Here is a 15,771-nt window from a genome sequence, read left to right on the forward strand (position 1 = left end):
TTAATATTGCGCCAAGCTGTGGGTTACGACCAGTGCTTGGCGCAATTTTTTTGAGTGCGTTCACTAATAGCAAGATTGGTACGCCTTAAAAAACACTTGACAAAAGTAAGTAAAGCTATTTATACTGTACACAACTTATGAAATCGGAGAGACGTTAACTATGCAAAAGTCAGCTACTAACATGATGATGTGCTGCCCATGTTGTGAATCACACAACATGGTTATTTGCGTAGGATTACAAGCGTCTCAGCATCAAAAATAACGGGATTGAGCTCACAACGTTAATTTTGAAACGCCTGCTTGGAATCTGACGAGATTCTAAGTGGGCGTTTTTTGTTACCACCGATGGGGATAAGTCATTTAATTTGGGAAATAAAGGGGCGATCAGGTTGAAAAAACGAGCAATAGTTGCAGCAATTATGAGTTTAGCATTAGTCACGGTGTTGGCCGCGTGTGGCAAGCAGAGTAGTCAGAGTACTGGCAGCGGCAAGTATGCCAGTAGCCAAGTCCTGAATCTGTCCTACCCGAGCTCATTAGATTCGATTGATATTTCTAACATGTCCGGTTATGGCAGTACCGGGAATATTTTTGAAAGTTTGTACCGCTTGGGTAAGAACGGGAGTATTACGCCTGGTTTAGCGAAGTCCACCAAGGTTTCAAAGGACGGTAAGACTTATACATTCACGATTCGCAATGCCAAGTGGAGTGACGGGTCCAAAATCACTGCGCAAGATTTTGTTTATTCATGGAAACGCACGGTGACCCCCGCAACGAAATCGCAATACGCCTACCTATTTTCAGGGGTGAAAAACGCGGATGCAATCGTTGCTGGTAAAAAATCACCAGATACGCTAGGTGTGCAAGCCAAGGGTCAACATACCTTCATCGTCACTTTGGATAAGCCAATCACGTACTTCAAGAAGTTAATGACTTACCCATTGTTTGGACCAATCAGTGAAAAAGCGGTTAAAAAGTGGGGTAGCAAGTATGCCACGAAAGCCCAATACATGCTCTACAGTGGTCCATTTAAGCTGACGGGTTGGACTGGGACCAACAACAAGTGGCAATTCGTCAAGAACGACCAGTATTGGGATAAGAAAGCCGTTCATTTGCAGAAAATCAACTATACGGTGAATGAAAGTACGACCACGACGTTGAACTTGTTCCAAGAAAAGAAGCTCGACCTCACTCAGCTATCCAGTGAACAGGTTAAGAATCTTAAGTCCAACGCTGATTACACCACGTACCCATATTCCATTACGGCATTCTTGATTTATAACTTCCAAGACAGCAATGCCACGATCAAGAAGGCACTGAATAATAAGAACATTCGCCAAGCCATTTCATTGTCGATCAACCGCAAGACGCTGGTCAAAAACGTCATTGGTGATGCGTCGACCGTCTCCAAGACATTCGTGCCGCAAGACTTGGTCAAAGATCCTAAGAACGGTAAGGATTTTGCGGATGAATCGACGGTCAAGAATTCAACGTCTTATAACAAGGCCTTAGCTCAGAAGTTATGGAAACAAGGGTTGAAGGAGACTGGGATTAAGAAATTATCATTGACGCTGTTGGCTTCAAATGATGACCCGAATAAGCCAATTTCACAATACTTGAAGTCAGCGCTGGAAAAGAATTTAGATGGATTAACGGTCAACCTTTCTAATATTCCTTCTAAAGTCGCTTCTAGCCGGGCGCAAAGTGGTAACTTTGATCTTTATTTGAGTGGTTGGGGCGCAGATTTCAATGACCCAATCTCACATCTACAAATCATGACCAACAACAGTGGTTACAACTATGGGAAGTACAATAGTTCAACCTACAATGCCTTAGTCAAGAAGGCGCAGAACCAGGATGCCAACAAGGCAAGTGCACGCTGGCAAGACATGATTAACGCCGAAAAGACGATTATGCAAGACCAAGGCATTACGCCGTTGTATCAGACGAACTATTCTTACTTGCAGAATCCGAAGGTCAAAGGGATTATTCACAACACCGCCGGAACGCAGTGGAATTATAAGTATGCTTATATTGCAAAGTAAACAACCAGTTTCTTAATATTGGTTGTTAAGCGATACTTTTAGACACGAAAGCCCACCATAATTAGGTTGCAGCAATTGCAACCGATTATGGTGGGCTTTTGTGTCGTCGTTAAACACAGTAGGGAAAGTGTCATTTTGAGGAGGTGACGGGCTACTGGTCGATGTGATTAACAACATACTTGACTGGTTGATGATTGGCCATCGCAATCACGTTTTCAGCAACGATTGCCGCCATTCCGTCACGCGCTTCGACGGTCGCATTGCCCAGATGTGGCGTCAAGATAACGTTGTCCATTGTCGTCAGTGCGGGTGTCACTTGGGGCTCATGCTCGTAAACGTCGAGGGCTGCGCCAGCAATTTGGTGCGTTTGTAACGCAGTAACTAGGGCCTGTTCGTCGACAATTGGGCCACGCGCGGCGTTGATCAAGAGGGCAGTGGATTTCATCTTTTTGAAGGCCGCTTGGTCAATCAGATGCATCGTTTGCGGGGTGAGTGGCAAATGCAAACTCACGATATCGGACTGGGCGAGTAAGTCGTCTTCGGAGACGAAGGTTGCGCCCAGTTGCGTCTCAACACTGACGGGGAGCGGGTGGTGTTGCGTGTAGAGGATTGGCATATCAAAGGCGTGTAACCGTTTGGCAACGGCTTGGCCGATTTGGCCCATGCCAATGATGCCGAGTGTCTTAGCTTGTAAGTTGTGACCGAGAAAGAAAAGTGGCGCCCAACCGTCGAATCCGGTTGTTCGCATCAAATGGTCGCCTTCAACGATGCGGTGTGCGAGGCTGATAATCAGACCAGTTGTCGATTCAGCGGTGGCGACTGATGAAACATTCGGCGTGTTGGTCACAGGAATGTGGCGGGCGGCCGCGGCCGCTAAGTCGATATTATTAGTCCCGGCACCAAAATTCGCAATTAATTTTAACTTTAGCGCGTGTGCCAAGATGTCTTCGTCAACCTGCGTGGAAAGCGGGGTGATGAGATAGTCAGCGTCAGCTACGCGGTCAATGAGTTCGTCGTGGCTGATCAGTTGCTCACCGGTATAGGTGTCGATGGTCAGCTGATTTTGGCGCAGTAACGTATTTGCTTTCGCCGGTAATTGACCGGCAACCAAAACTTTAGGCATAGTGGAAACTCCCTTTACTGATAAATTAAGCCACGGTGAATCTGCTGTTTTAGCAAGAATGCCCGTCGCTTGAAGTCAATTGCAGTATGGCCTTTTTACTTGCAAAAAACAAGTCAGAACGCTGCGCGAACCATGCAACGCGCCTTGTGAGTAGTTAAAAGAAAGCGCAAAAAAACTGAACCAACCCGAAGGCGGTTCAGTTTGATGCTGCCATTATTTTAAGTTGTTGTTTTCCATGATATCATCGATCAAACCATATTCTTTAGCTTCTTGTGCGCTTAAGTAGTTATCACGTTCAGTATCGTGGTTCAACTTTTCGACGGTTTGACCAGAGTTGTCTGCCAAAATCTGGTTGATCTTCTTACGAGTCTTCAAGATTTCTTCGGCAACAATTTTAATTTCCGTTTGTTGACCTTGAGCACCGCCGGATGGTTGGTGAATCAAGATTTCGGAGTTAGGTAAAGCGAACCGCTTGCCCTTTGTACCGGATGAAGCTAGGACGCTGGCCATTGATGCGGCCATCCCCATAACGATGGTTTGAACATCAGACTTGATGAAGTTCATCGTATCGTAGATTGCTAAGCCGGCAGTAACCACACCACCTGGTGAGTTGATATAAAGGTAGATGTCCTTACCTGAGTCTTGGGCATCCAAGAAGAGTAATTGGGCAATGATCGCATTGGCCATGTTATCTTCGATCGGGCCGGAAAGCATAATGATACGGTCCTTTAATAGTCGTGAATAGATGTCATAAGCACGTTCACCACGTGATGACTGTTCAATAACTGTAGGAACTGGATACATGATTTGTTAGCCTCCTAAGGTTGCAATATTTGATTAGCTTGGTTGCTAATTAATAAGTGTAGTTTACCGCAAAGGTCAGTGAAGGTCAAAAGAAAAACCTCAAAAACTAAATTCCGTTTTGTGACTTAACGTGGTATACTTAGGTTTCTATCATATACGGCTTGAGATTGGGTGATCCCAATCTCTTTTTTTACGTCAAACTTCAATGGTCAACAACATAACGAAAATTGCAGATTGAGCCAGTTGCCGAATTGCGATTAGATTGAACAGGGACGTTGGCTGTTACCAAGCAACCGGTCCATCGGTGTTTGAAAACGTGCCAGTGGTGGTATTATCCGTATCCGTAGCTAAATCAGTTGTTCGTTGGATTCCGTGAGCAATTGATTTAGCGCCGTGCTGGCTAGCTAATTCCGGGGTAATCCCGCCGAATTCAGTAGCAACCATTCCGGGATCAACGGCGTTAACCGTAATATTGGTGGTTTGAAGCTCTTTGGCGAGCTGAATCGTGAACATGTTGAGTGCGGCCTTAGAAGCTTGGTAGCCAATCGCGCTGGCATGATAAACGCTCGACTGGGGGTCTAATGCGTTCGTGAGCGAGCCCATCATGCTAGAAATATTGATGATTTTGGATGGGCTAGACTTAGTCAACAATGGCAGGCAAGCTTGAGTCATGGCGATTGTGCCTAGAAAGTTCAGATTCAGGTCGGCTTGAATTGTCTCCAGTTTGATGAGTGAAGGTCGTTGGTGATGGTCAAATGCTGCTCCAGCATTATTAATTAAAATGTCGAGCTGACCATATTGCTTTTGAATTGTGTTTACGGCAGCTTGAATGGATTGGGAATCGGTGACATCCAGTTGAACAACGGTCACGTCTGCCAGGTGGGCTGCTTCAACGGCCGCTCGCCCCTTTGCTAAGTCTCGGCTACCCATAATGAGCTGTTGCCCCTGGGCGTGTAGTGCTTTAATGAGTGCCAGTCCCATACCGCGGTTGCCGCCAGTGACGAGCGTAACAATTTCATTGGTCATCTGAATCACACTTTCTTAATAGAATAATGGTAATCTTAACACGCTAGCGTTACACTAGCGCAAGTAAAAAAGTTGGGGGAAAACGATGGTGGCATCAATCAAACAAGTCGCACAGCAATTTGGGATCACTTATGATACATTGCGATTTTATGAGCGCTGTGGGTTGTTAACGGATGTGGCGCGAAATAAACATGGTCAACGGATCTCCTCAGCTGAATGTTAAAATGATTGTGTACCAAGGAACCAACGACTAACCCATCAAAATATTGGGTCCGCACATGTCTGCCTTCCGAATACCATCCCGGCTGGAAGGTATTTTGGGTAAGGCCCAGTGGTGAAATTTCACTTAGCAAGCGTCTTGTGCTTGGTTAGTGAAAGACCAGTATTTAAGACGTGGGTTATCGGCTTAAATCTGTGTCCACCACGTTCCGGCCATTGCCCAGAATGCCTGGAAGCCGGCATAGGACGCATCCACAAGAGTATGTTTACGGTAACTCGCACTGTTCCCAGCGGGTCTCAGCTGGCCGCTTTTGAACTTAACACCTGACATGATTTAATCATATTTAATGATAAAGCATAACTCGTATTCTGATATGTAGAAATAAAACTTTTGCTATCATTAAATTCATCGAACAACTATACTGATAGATGGTCCAATTATATTGACGGCTAACTAGATGAAATAAATCACGCGGTTGCCAATGTCATATGGTTGGTAGTGTCTAACTTGTGATTAGGTTTAAATTCAGTTACCATAAAAAGATGTAAGCGGTATAGGCCACCAATTCAGCAGAATTAGGCCACAAAAAAAGCTGAGAATCACTTCTCAGCTTTGCGATGCGCCCGGAGGGAATCGAACCCCCATTTCAAGAACCGGAATCTTACGTGCGATCCATTACACTACGGGCGCCTAAACAACATATTATATTCTAGCGAATAATGGATAAAAACACAAGGGTTTTACATAAAAATTTATTTTGGGAGGTATTTTTATGGCACTGGGACAAGGCTTTCGCCAGCAACAACGGCAATCGCAGAAGTTAGCGATGACCCAGCGGCTGCAACAATCTATTCAGATGTTACAGTTCAATGTGGAAGAATTGCGGGATTTTCTCACGCAAAAAGCCCTTGAGAATCCGTTGATCGATGTGGATACGAATTGGAATAATAATCACGCCAGTTTAAGTGCAGCTAAGAACGTGACTGCAAAGGATGATTTTATTGAACGGGTGTCGACGTCGAATCAGCATTCCTTATTTGAATACTTATTGGATCAGATTCATTTAACGATGCGCGATACCCATTTGCGGCAAATCGTGCTGTATCTTATTGAATACGTGGACGTCAATGGTTATCTGCATCTTGATGAAGCTCAAGCACGGCAAGAAACACAGGCAACACCGATTGAACTACTGGATGCCATCACGTTACTCCAGCAACTTGATCCACCAGGTGTCGGTGCCCGCAGTTTACAAGAGGCCTTAATGCTTCAGACGGAAAATGATGACCACGCGCCTAATTTGGCATACATTATTTTAGAAGAAGACTTCGACGCGTTTGTTAATCGTCACTGGGATGGCTTGGCGAAAAAGTACCAGGTCGAGCTGGCTGATATTTCCAATATTTATGATTACGTTCGGACGTTGACACCAGTACCGGGTGCGGCGATTGGACAAGAAACGACCGGCTACATCTTTCCAGACTTAGTCGTCACTAATCATGAAGGTCAACTCGCATTAAAGACTGCGTCGATGGCTCAGCCGGTGGTGAAGTTCCGCCGCAAGTATTATCAGCAGATGGGGCAGCACGATGACCGGGAAGTGACGGAATATCTGAAGGAAAAGAAAAATGAGTATGACTGGATTGCCAGTAGCTTACAGCAACGAGAAGCAACCATTTTTCGGGTCGGCACTGCGATTATCGAGCGCCAGGAAGATTTCTTCTTAGAAAAAAGTCAAGATTTAAAGCCGCTATTATTGCGAGATGTGGCCCAACAGCTACAAGTTCATGAGTCGACGATCAGTCGTAGTATCAATGGGAAGTATATTCAAACGGACTTCGGGATGTTTGAACTTAAACGTTTCTTTACCAAAGCTGTCAGCAAACGTCCCACTGGGGGCAAAATTGTGTCTGCAGACAGTGTCCAACACCGAATTATGACCCTGATTGAGCAGGAAAATAAAGAAAAACCGCTTTCAGACCAAAAAATTGTTCAGATTCTTAATGCAGAAAATGTCGAACTTTCTCGTCGAACAGTGGCAAAATATCGGGAAAATCTTAACATTCCGTCTTCGTCCAAACGGAAACAGTACTTGAGAACCGAATGATAGTTTGTGACCGGTTTTGGACCAGTCGGTTATAAGGCCCCACAGGGTTTCATTTGCAACCACCTGATGAACCTGTTATAATTCATGTTGTGGTAAGAGAGGTATGCAACATCGATTTCTTAGTAAATTAGCGTTGTGTGCTTTGTTTTTTGAAGTCTTTGGGTCGTTTTTCGACATAGCTGGACCAGACCCGTCCCACTAGAGAGCAGGTTGGATGCCATGCATTCAGATATTCAATGGATTGAGGCAATTGCCCCAGATATGGTTGACATGCTGAGTCGTCGTTACTTAGTATTACGAACCATTAATTGGATGGCCCCAGTTGGACGTCGGCTATTAGCTCAGACATTAGGTGTTAGCGAACGGACGTTACGAACCGAAACGGATACGCTACGCAAGCTTGATTTGATCATGACGAACAAGTCAGGCATGCAAGTTACCCAGCAAGGTCAGGACGTGTTGGTCGGATTAAGCCACTTCATGGATGAGTTAATGGGCATTCGCCAGAAGGAACGGCAGTTGGCGCAATACTTTAACATTAAGCGTTGCATCATCGTTTCTGGTGATTCCGATCGACAGTTGAAAGTTATTGGGACCATGGGCGAAGAAGTGAACCAACTATTACAGCAGTTATTGCCAGAAGGTCATAACATTATTGCCGTGATGGGTGGTCATACCATGGAACATGTCGCAAGTCACTTAACTAATAAATTAGGTGATAAACGTGATTTGCTATTTGTTCCGGCACGTGGTGGTGTTGGTGAGTCGGTTGCGATTCAGGCAAATACCATTGCGTCACAAATGGCACAACATACTGGCGGTAAATTCCGCTCGTTGTTCGTGCCAGAACAGGTCAGTGAACGGACGTATGAACCGCTCCTCAAAGAACCTAGTATTCAAGAGGTGTTGGCGATTATCGGGCAAGCTAACGTGGTTGTGCATAGTATCGGTGAAGCCATTTCGATGGCGCATCGCCGTAATATGTCAGAAGATCAGATTAAGGTATTACGCAGTCGCGATGCGATTGGTGAAGCCTTTGGTTATTTCTTCGATAAGAAGGGTAACGTGGTCTATCGGATTCCACGAATTGGGTTGCAAATCGGAGAACTGGCCCATCGGGAGATTATACTCGCGGTTGCGGGAGGCGCTTCTAAAGCACCGGCAATTGGCGCGTATATGAAGAACATCGCACCTAAACAGACGTGTTTGATCACGGATGAGGGTGCAGCTAACTTGATTTTAAAAAAGTAATCTTCTATAGTGAAGTTGCTTTTTAAAATAAAACTATTTTTATTTCCACAAGGAGGAAATTCTAGTATGTCTGTAAAAATTGGTATTAATGGTTTCGGACGTATCGGTCGTTTAGCATTCCGTCGTATCTTAGAACTTGGTGAAAAGTCAAGTGATATCGAAGTTGTTGCTATTAACGATTTAACTTCACCTGCATTGTTGGCTCATCTTTTGAAGTATGACTCAACTCATGGTACTTTGAACGCTGACGTTTCAGCAACCGACGATTCAATCGTTGTTAACGGTAAGAACTACCGTGTTTATGCTGAACCACAAGCACAAAACATTCCTTGGGTTAAGAACGACGGTGTTGACTTCGTTCTCGAATGTACTGGTTTCTACACTTCAAAGGCTAAGTCACAAGCTCACTTGGACGCTGGTGCAAAGCGTGTCTTGATTTCTGCTCCTGCTGGCTCAGACTTGAAGACCATCGTTTACAATGTTAACGATGACATCTTGACTGCAGATGACCGTATCGTTTCTGCTGGTTCATGTACTACTAACTGCCTTGCACCATTAGCATTCTTTGAAAACAAAGAATTCGGTATCAAGGTTGGTACTATGACTACTATCCATGCTTACACTTCAACTCAAATGTTACTTGACGGCCCTGTACGTGGTGGTAACTTCCGTGCTGCCCGTGCTGCCGGTGTAAACACTATTCCTCATTCAACTGGTGCTGCTAAGGCTCTTGGCTTAGTTATCCCAGAATTGAACGGTAAATTACAAGGCCACGCACAACGTGTTGGTGTTGTTGATGGTTCATTAACTGAATTAGTTGCTATCTTAGACAAGAAAGTTACTGCTGACGAAGTTAACGCCGCAATCAAGAAGCATACTGAAGGTAACGAATCATTTGGTTACAACGATGACGAAATCGTTTCATCTGATGTTATCGGTACTACTTTCGGTTCAATCTTCGATCCTACTCAAACAGAAGTTACTTCTGATGGTGACAACCAATTAGTTAAGACTGTTGCTTGGTACGATAACGAATACGGCTTCACTTGCCAAATGGTACGTACTTTATTGAAGTTCGCCACTCTCTAATATTAATTAGATGGTTCAGGACTTTAAAACCGCATATGGTTTTGACGGCGGGGGGAGGCAAACTCCTCTTGCCGTTTTTTAATTTAACAGTCACGAATTCTAGGAGGATTTTAACATTGGCTAAATTAATCGTTTCAGATTTAGATGTTAAAGATAAAAAAGTTTTAATTCGTGTCGACTTTAATGTTCCGATTAAAGACGGCAAAATTGGTGACGACAACCGGATCGTCGCTGCTTTACCAACGATCAAATATGTGATTGAACATGATGGTAAAGCCATCTTATTCTCACATTTAGGCCGGATCAAGAGCGAAGACGACAAGAAGGGCTTAAGCTTACGTCCAGTTGCAGAACGTCTTTCAAACTTGTTAAACAAGCCTGTTACCTTCGTACCTGTTACTGAAGGCGAACAACTTGAAACTGCCATCAACAACATGAACGACGGTGACGTCTTAGTTGTTGAAAACACGCGTTTTGAAGACGTTGTGAACGGCGAACAAGTTAAGCGCGAATCTGGTAACGACCCTGAATTAGGTAAGTACTGGGCTTCACTTGGTGATGTCTATGTCAACGATGCATTCGGGACTGCTCACCGGAGCCATGCTTCAAACGTTGGGATTGCTTCAAACATGGACCAAGTTGCCGCTGGTTTCTTAATGGAAAAGGAAATCAAGTTCTTAGGTGACGCCGTTGACAATCCTAAGCACCCATTCGTTGCCATCTTAGGTGGTGCCAAGGTTTCTGATAAGATCGGTGTTATCGATCATTTGATCAGCAAAGCCGACAAGATCATCATCGGTGGTGGGATGACTTATACGTTCTATGCTGCTAAAGGCATGGGCATTGGTAACTCACTTGTTGAAAAAGACAAGATTGAATTAGCTAAGTCAATCATCGAAAAGGCTGGCGACAAGTTGGTCTTACCTAGTGACTCAGTTGTTGCTGAAAAGTTTGACAACGATGTTCCTAGCAAAGTTGTTGAGGGTTCAATTCCTGATGGCTACATGGCCTTAGATATTGGTCCTAAGTCAATCGAAGAATTCGAAGACGTTTTACGCGACGCTAAGACCGTTGTTTGGAACGGACCAATGGGTGTCTTTGAAATGAGCAACTACGCCAAGGGTACGCTTGAAGTTGGTAAGTTCTTAGGAACCTTATCAGAAGCAACGACTATCGTTGGTGGTGGTGACTCAACTGCCGCTGTTAAGCAACTTGGCGTTGGCGACAAGTTAACCCACATCTCTACTGGTGGCGGTGCTTCACTTGAATACCTTGAAGGTAAGGAATTACCTGGTATTGCTGCTATTTCTGAAAAATAATCTGTTCTCCGAAAGGAAGGTTTATCGTGCGTACACCTATTATTGCCGGTAACTGGAAAATGAACAAAACTGCTAGCGAAGCTTTAGCTTTCGTTAACGCGGTTAAGGATCAATTACCAGATCCATCAAAAGTTGAATCAGTCGTTGCTGCACCAGCTCTTTTCTTACAAGAAATGGTTGAAGCTGCCAAGGGTTCTGATTTAAAGATTGCTGCTGAAAATGCTTACTTTGAAGATGCTGGGGCCTTCACTGGTGAAACTTCACCAGCCGCTTTAGCTGACTTAGGCGTTGACTACGTTGTTATTGGTCACTCAGAACGTCGTGGCTACTTCCACGAAACTGACGAAGACATTAACAAGAAAGCTCACGCAATCTTCAAGAACGGCATGAAGCCAATCATCTGCTGTGGCGAATCACTTGAACAACGTGAAGCCGGCGAAGCAGAATCATGGGTTTCTGGCCAAATCAAGGCTGCTTTGAAGGACTTATCAGCTGACCAAGTAAGTTCATTGGTTATTGCCTATGAACCAATCTGGGCCATCGGTACTGGTAAGACTGCTTCAAGCGACCAAGCTGAAGAAATTTGTGCAGTTGTTCGTAAGACTGTTGCTGATCTTTACTCACAAGAAGTTGCGGATAAAGTTCGGATTCAATACGGTGGTAGTGTTAAACCAGCCAACGTTAACGAATTAATGGGCAAAGAAGATATCGACGGTGGTTTAGTCGGTGGTGCTTCATTACAACCTGATTCATTCTTGGAACTTGTTAACTACCAAAATAACTAATAATAGTTATTGCAAGTTGTTGGACAAACTTCTACAATAAGTGTGAACAAAAACAAGCCAATTTTAAGGAGAGAAATTAATGTCTATTATTACAGATATTTATGCTCGCGAAGTCTTAGACTCACGTGGTAACCCAACTGTTGAAGTTGAACTTTATACTGAAAGCGGCGCATTTGGTCGCGGTATCGTTCCTTCAGGTGCCTCAACTGGTGAACATGAAGCCGTTGAATTACGTGACGGTGACAAGAGCCGTTTCATGGGCAAGGGTGTTACTAAGGCCGTTGACAATGTTAACAAGTTAATCGCTAAGGAAATCGTTGGTTACGATGTAACTGACCAACGTGCCATTGACCAAGCGATGATCAAGTTAGACGGTACTCCTAACAAAGCTAAGTTAGGTGCTAACGCTATCTTAGGTGTTTCCATTGCTGCCGCACGTGCTGCTGCTGACGAACTTGAAATGCCTTTATACAACTACCTTGGCGGATTCAACGCCCACGTCTTACCAACACCAATGATGAACGTTATCAATGGTGGGGCCCACGCCAACAACGACGTTGACTTCCAAGAATTCATGATCATGCCTGTTGGTGCTTCTTCAGTTAAAGAAGCTATCCGGATGGGTTCAGAAACTTTCCACAACTTGAAAGCGATCTTGAACGAACGCGGTTACTCGACTGCCGTTGGTGACGAAGGTGGTTTTGCACCTGACTTGAAGAACAACGAAGAACCATTCGAAATCTTGGTTGAAGCTATCGAACGTGCCGGTTACAAGCCTGGTAAGGATATTGCCATTGCCTTTGACTGTGCCGCTTCAGAATTCTACAACGAAGAAACTGGCAAGTACGACTTGAAGGGTGAAGGCGAAAATGGGAAATCATTTACTGCCGAAGAATTCGTTGACTTACTTGACAGCATCGTTGACAAGTACCCAATCGTTTCCATCGAAGATCCTTTGGATGAAAACAACTGGGAGGACTGGCAAATGGCAACTGCCAAGCTTGGTAAGAAAGTTCAAATCGTTGGTGACGACTTATTCGTTACGAACACGGACTACCTTGCAAAGGGTATCAAGATGGGCGTTGCTAACTCAATCTTAATCAAGGTTAACCAAATTGGTACTTTGACTGAAACTGTTGAAGCTATCGAAATGGCTAAAGAAGCTGGCTACACTGCCATCGTTTCACACCGTTCTGGTGAAACTGAAGACACGACCATTGCTGACTTAGTTGTCGCAATGAACGCTGGCCAAATCAAGACTGGTTCAATGAGCCGTACTGAACGGATTGCTAAATACAATCAATTAATGCGGATCGAAGACCAACTTGAAAGCACTTCAGAATACAAAGGTATCCACGGCTTCTACAACTTAGACGAAGCTGCACGGAACACCATTACTAGCAAGTAATTTGAAGTTCTAATAGAGACGTCGTTCCCTCTGGAGCGGCGTTTTTATTATACATATTTTAAGGAACATCTGTTTGAGTTTAACGCCTGGACCATGGGAAGTCGTGGTAAAATAAGAGCATGTGTATTTGAGTAAGGAGAGAACGGAATGGATGACTTTCAGCAACAAATCAATGTGTGGTCTGATTGGCAAGGACTGCAAACTAATGCATTAGCTTTTGAACCAGTGCTTCAAAAAATCTATGCCAGTGAAAATGAACCCTACAAAACACCAGAACCAGTTGCCGACCAGTTCGCGGCACGGTTTACCATCGGCCCTACGGAAATCGCAATTTTCCCGCCAAGTGATGTCATGGTCGAAACCCGGGCGTACTATCAAGCGGAACGTTTTGGCCTGACTCGGATGGCACGCCTCAAGTTGGGTGCACTACGGTTATTACATGCTGGTTTTGTTTTCGATAAGTATCAATTCTATTATGTCATTTATCGGCCATTGCAAGGCATTACGCTGACTGAATTCTGCGCGACAGCCAAACCGTTGGCTAAGTCGACACTCGGTCGTCAGATTGGCACGATGTTGACGCAGCTCAATACCGAAGTTGCGACGTTCGGCCCAGAAAGTCAACCAGTTGGCGACTGGCAAGTGTTAGGAAACGACTTCGCAGCTGAACGGGAAGCGTGGTTGGCCCAACATCCAGTGACGCCTAACCAGTTTGTACACGGTAACTTAACCGGTGACAATCTGATTGTGACTAGCGGTGAATTAGGCCTGCAGCGTTTTAGCACGGCACATCAAGCTGCCAAACAGACGGAGCTCGTGCCCTTGATCTTTGACGCGTTCAATGGTGACGCTGAGTTGTTGGCTGGCTTTAGGGCAACTTATCTGACGAGCGATTTAGCGACCGACCTGATGTTGGGCTTGCTATTACGAGCAGATGGGCCACAACGAATTCAAGCGTTATTACCAGCACAGACCGTTACATTGGCTGCGCTTCAACAAAAAATTGCAACATTACTATCATAATTCGGAGGGGGACTCGCTGTGGCACAACGGCCGCACAATATCAAACAACATTTTGACTTCACACGCTTTAGTTCAATCGGCCGGGCATTGATTGTCGGCGTGATTGCGGGGTTCGTCGTTAGCATTTTTCGTTTCAGCATTGAACAGGGCTTAAAGTTCGTTCAATGGGCTTACGGACAAATTCATGCCAATTAGCTGCTACTGATTCCTTGGCTGATTTTAACAGTGCTAGTTGCCGTATTCGTCGGTTGGCTGGTCAAAAGGGAACCCAACATCAAGGGCTCCGGGATTCCACAAGTCGAAGGGCAGTTAGCCGGTGAGTTAGACTACGGCTGGTGGTCGGTCCTGTGGCGGAAGTTCGTTGGTGGCGTGCTGGGCATTGGTTCTGGCTTATTTCTGGGGCGTGAAGGGCCGTCGATTCAATTGGGCGCTACGATTGGCCAAGGGGTCGCTGCCAAGCTCCGTCAGACGGGTTCGGATCGGCGCTCACTAATTGCCGGTGGGGCTGCTGCTGGGCTCTCAGCGGCGTTCAATGCGCCAATTGCCAGCACGCTGTTTGTGCTTGAAGAAGTTTACCATAACTTCTCACCAATCATCTGGACGACTGCATTAGTGAGTGCAATGGCCAGCGACTTTATTTCGCTGAACTTTTTTGGCCTGGTGCCAGTGCTGCACATCCCTTATGACTATAATTTGCCGTTGAGTCAGTACGGCAATTTAATCGGCCTTGGCATCTTTTTAGGCGTGTTTGGTTATCTGTATCAAAACGTCACGTTGACGATGCCCAACTGGTACGCTAAATTGCGATTGCCGAGTTGGCTCGATGGGTTGATCCCGTTTCTGCTAGTGATCCCGATTGGCTTACTGTGGCCACAACTATTAGGTGGCGGTAATGCGGTTATCTTGAATTTAGCCGCTGCTACGCCAGCATTAATTGCCTTATTAGGGATTTTTGTCTTGCGCTTCAGCTTTTCGACGATTTCATACGGGTCCGGGTTGCCCGGCGGTATTTTTCTACCGATTCTATCGTTAGGGGCCATTCTAGGGGCGATTTATGCCCAAGTCATGGTCATGTTGGGCTGGATGCCGACTAACTTGATTCCCAATTTTATTATTTTTGCGATGGCCGGCTACTTTGCTGGGATTGGGAAAGCCCCCTTTACCGCGATTCTGCTAATTACCGAAATGGTTGGGACGCTGCACCATTTGATGCCATTAGCCGTTGTCTCGATGACGGCCTACTTAGTAGTGGACCTCTTAGGCGGGGCACCCATCTATGAAGCCTTATTGGAAAAGCTCATTCGGCCACGGATGCCCGAGCACAGTGGCGTTCAGGACCGGCTCGAATTGCCGATTTTTGAAGGCTCCAAGTTGGAGGGACACCAAGTTCGTGATTTCAAATGGCCAGCTGAGTCGCTGTTGATTGCGATTCGCCGTGGTGAACAACAGGTGATTCCACATGGGGATACCTTGATGCGCGCGGGGGATACCTTAATTATCTTAACCGACCGCGATAACCGTGCTTGGGTTCGCCATCAAATCTCGCATTTGACAGTCGCGACGCCTTGAGTGCT

General features: G+C 45.3%; 12 protein-coding genes, 1 tRNA gene and 1 pseudogene. 10 read left to right on the forward strand and 4 right to left on the reverse strand.

Annotation, left to right across the window (positions count from 1 at the left end; all coding sequences use genetic code 11):
• The first annotated feature begins 389 nt into the window (after positions 1–389).
• On the forward strand, positions 390–2,042 hold the full coding sequence (locus tag KGF65_RS03880; protein ID WP_105923695.1) for a peptide ABC transporter substrate-binding protein: 1,653 nt from the start codon (positions 390–392) through the stop codon (positions 2,040–2,042).
• Between the two features lie 151 nt (positions 2,043–2,193).
• Here KGF65_RS03880 and KGF65_RS03885 read toward each other — a convergent pair whose 3' ends face one another.
• The 3 genes from KGF65_RS03885 to KGF65_RS03895 all read right to left on the reverse strand — a co-directional run bounded on the left by KGF65_RS03885 (position 2,194) and on the right by KGF65_RS03895 (position 4,995).
• Positions 2,194–3,165, reverse strand: coding sequence for a 2-hydroxyacid dehydrogenase family protein (locus tag KGF65_RS03885; protein WP_101873980.1), 972 nt, complete (start codon positions 3,163–3,165; stop codon positions 2,194–2,196).
• A 213-nt stretch (positions 3,166–3,378) separates the two neighbouring features.
• Positions 3,379–3,969 carry an ATP-dependent Clp endopeptidase proteolytic subunit ClpP gene (clpP, locus tag KGF65_RS03890; RefSeq protein WP_216788188.1) on the reverse strand — a complete coding sequence of 197 codons (591 nt, stop codon included), beginning with the start codon at positions 3,967–3,969 and terminating at the stop codon, positions 3,379–3,381.
• 282 nt (positions 3,970–4,251) lie between these two features.
• Positions 4,252–4,995 (reverse strand): SDR family NAD(P)-dependent oxidoreductase, encoded by a 744-nt coding sequence (locus KGF65_RS03895; protein WP_216748616.1) that lies wholly within the window; start codon positions 4,993–4,995, stop codon positions 4,252–4,254.
• A gap of 85 nt (positions 4,996–5,080) precedes the next feature.
• On the opposite strand from KGF65_RS03895, the gene KGF65_RS03900 reads away from it, so the two are divergent.
• Positions 5,081–5,218, forward strand: coding sequence for a MerR family DNA-binding transcriptional regulator (locus tag KGF65_RS03900; protein ID WP_082230272.1), 138 nt, complete (start codon positions 5,081–5,083; stop codon positions 5,216–5,218).
• Between the two features lie 615 nt (positions 5,219–5,833).
• On the opposite strand, the gene KGF65_RS03905 is transcribed toward KGF65_RS03900, so the two are convergent.
• Positions 5,834–5,905 (reverse strand) — tRNA-Arg (locus KGF65_RS03905).
• 82 nt (positions 5,906–5,987) lie between these two features.
• On the opposite strand from KGF65_RS03905, the gene rpoN reads away from it, so the two are divergent.
• From rpoN to KGF65_RS03945, 8 genes and pseudogenes are all read left to right on the forward strand, one after another.
• The gene (rpoN, locus tag KGF65_RS03910) at positions 5,988–7,322 is read left to right on the forward strand and encodes an RNA polymerase factor sigma-54 (protein ID WP_213472034.1); all 1,335 of its coding nucleotides are present in this window, start codon (positions 5,988–5,990) and stop codon (positions 7,320–7,322) included.
• A 219-nt stretch (positions 7,323–7,541) separates the two neighbouring features.
• The gene (locus KGF65_RS03915; protein ID WP_003637870.1) at positions 7,542–8,573 is read left to right on the forward strand and encodes a sugar-binding transcriptional regulator; all 1,032 of its coding nucleotides are present in this window, start codon (positions 7,542–7,544) and stop codon (positions 8,571–8,573) included.
• A 66-nt stretch (positions 8,574–8,639) separates the two neighbouring features.
• A complete protein-coding gene (gene gap / locus KGF65_RS03920; RefSeq protein ID WP_003643974.1) occupies positions 8,640–9,662 on the forward strand; it encodes a type I glyceraldehyde-3-phosphate dehydrogenase in 1,023 nt (340 codons plus the stop codon).
• 116 nt (positions 9,663–9,778) lie between these two features.
• The gene (gene pgk, locus KGF65_RS03925) at positions 9,779–10,981 is read left to right on the forward strand and encodes a phosphoglycerate kinase (protein ID WP_003637872.1); all 1,203 of its coding nucleotides are present in this window, start codon (positions 9,779–9,781) and stop codon (positions 10,979–10,981) included.
• 26 nt (positions 10,982–11,007) lie between these two features.
• Positions 11,008–11,766, forward strand: coding sequence for a triose-phosphate isomerase (tpiA, locus tag KGF65_RS03930; RefSeq protein WP_003637873.1), 759 nt, complete (start codon positions 11,008–11,010; stop codon positions 11,764–11,766).
• Positions 11,767–11,845: 79 nt separating this feature from the next.
• On the forward strand, positions 11,846–13,174 hold the full coding sequence (gene eno, locus KGF65_RS03935) for a phosphopyruvate hydratase (RefSeq protein ID WP_003637874.1): 1,329 nt from the start codon (positions 11,846–11,848) through the stop codon (positions 13,172–13,174).
• A 147-nt stretch (positions 13,175–13,321) separates the two neighbouring features.
• Positions 13,322–14,197, forward strand: coding sequence for a hypothetical protein (locus KGF65_RS03940; protein ID WP_216748617.1), 876 nt, complete (start codon positions 13,322–13,324; stop codon positions 14,195–14,197).
• A gap of 18 nt (positions 14,198–14,215) precedes the next feature.
• A pseudogene (locus KGF65_RS03945) lies at positions 14,216–15,766 on the forward strand (ClC family H(+)/Cl(-) exchange transporter).
• Positions 15,767–15,771: the final 5 nt, after the last annotated feature.

The sequence above is a fragment of the Lactiplantibacillus sp. 30.2.29 genome (assembly GCF_018991255.1).
Classification (GTDB): Bacteria; Bacillota; Bacilli; order Lactobacillales; family Lactobacillaceae; genus Lactiplantibacillus; species Lactiplantibacillus pentosus.

What these genes read in the sequence shown, in the direction of transcription:
- rpoN (WP_213472034.1), top strand. Translation starts at nt 5,988, where the DNA reads ATGGCACTGGGACAAGGCTTTCGCCAGCAACAACGGCAATCGCAGAAG.
- KGF65_RS03895 (WP_216748616.1), bottom strand. Translation starts at nt 4,995, where the DNA reads ATGACCAATGAAATTGTTACGCTCGTCACTGGCGGCAACCGCGGTATG.
- clpP (WP_216788188.1), bottom strand. Translation starts at nt 3,969, where the DNA reads ATGTATCCAGTTCCTACAGTTATTGAACAGTCATCACGTGGTGAACGT.
- KGF65_RS03940 (WP_216748617.1), top strand. Translation starts at nt 13,322, where the DNA reads ATGGATGACTTTCAGCAACAAATCAATGTGTGGTCTGATTGGCAAGGA.
- KGF65_RS03885 (WP_101873980.1), bottom strand. Translation starts at nt 3,165, where the DNA reads ATGCCTAAAGTTTTGGTTGCCGGTCAATTACCGGCGAAAGCAAATACG.
- KGF65_RS03900 (WP_082230272.1), top strand. Translation starts at nt 5,081, where the DNA reads ATGGTGGCATCAATCAAACAAGTCGCACAGCAATTTGGGATCACTTAT.
- eno (WP_003637874.1), top strand. Translation starts at nt 11,846, where the DNA reads ATGTCTATTATTACAGATATTTATGCTCGCGAAGTCTTAGACTCACGT.
- gap (WP_003643974.1), top strand. Translation starts at nt 8,640, where the DNA reads ATGTCTGTAAAAATTGGTATTAATGGTTTCGGACGTATCGGTCGTTTA.
- KGF65_RS03915 (WP_003637870.1), top strand. Translation starts at nt 7,542, where the DNA reads ATGCATTCAGATATTCAATGGATTGAGGCAATTGCCCCAGATATGGTT.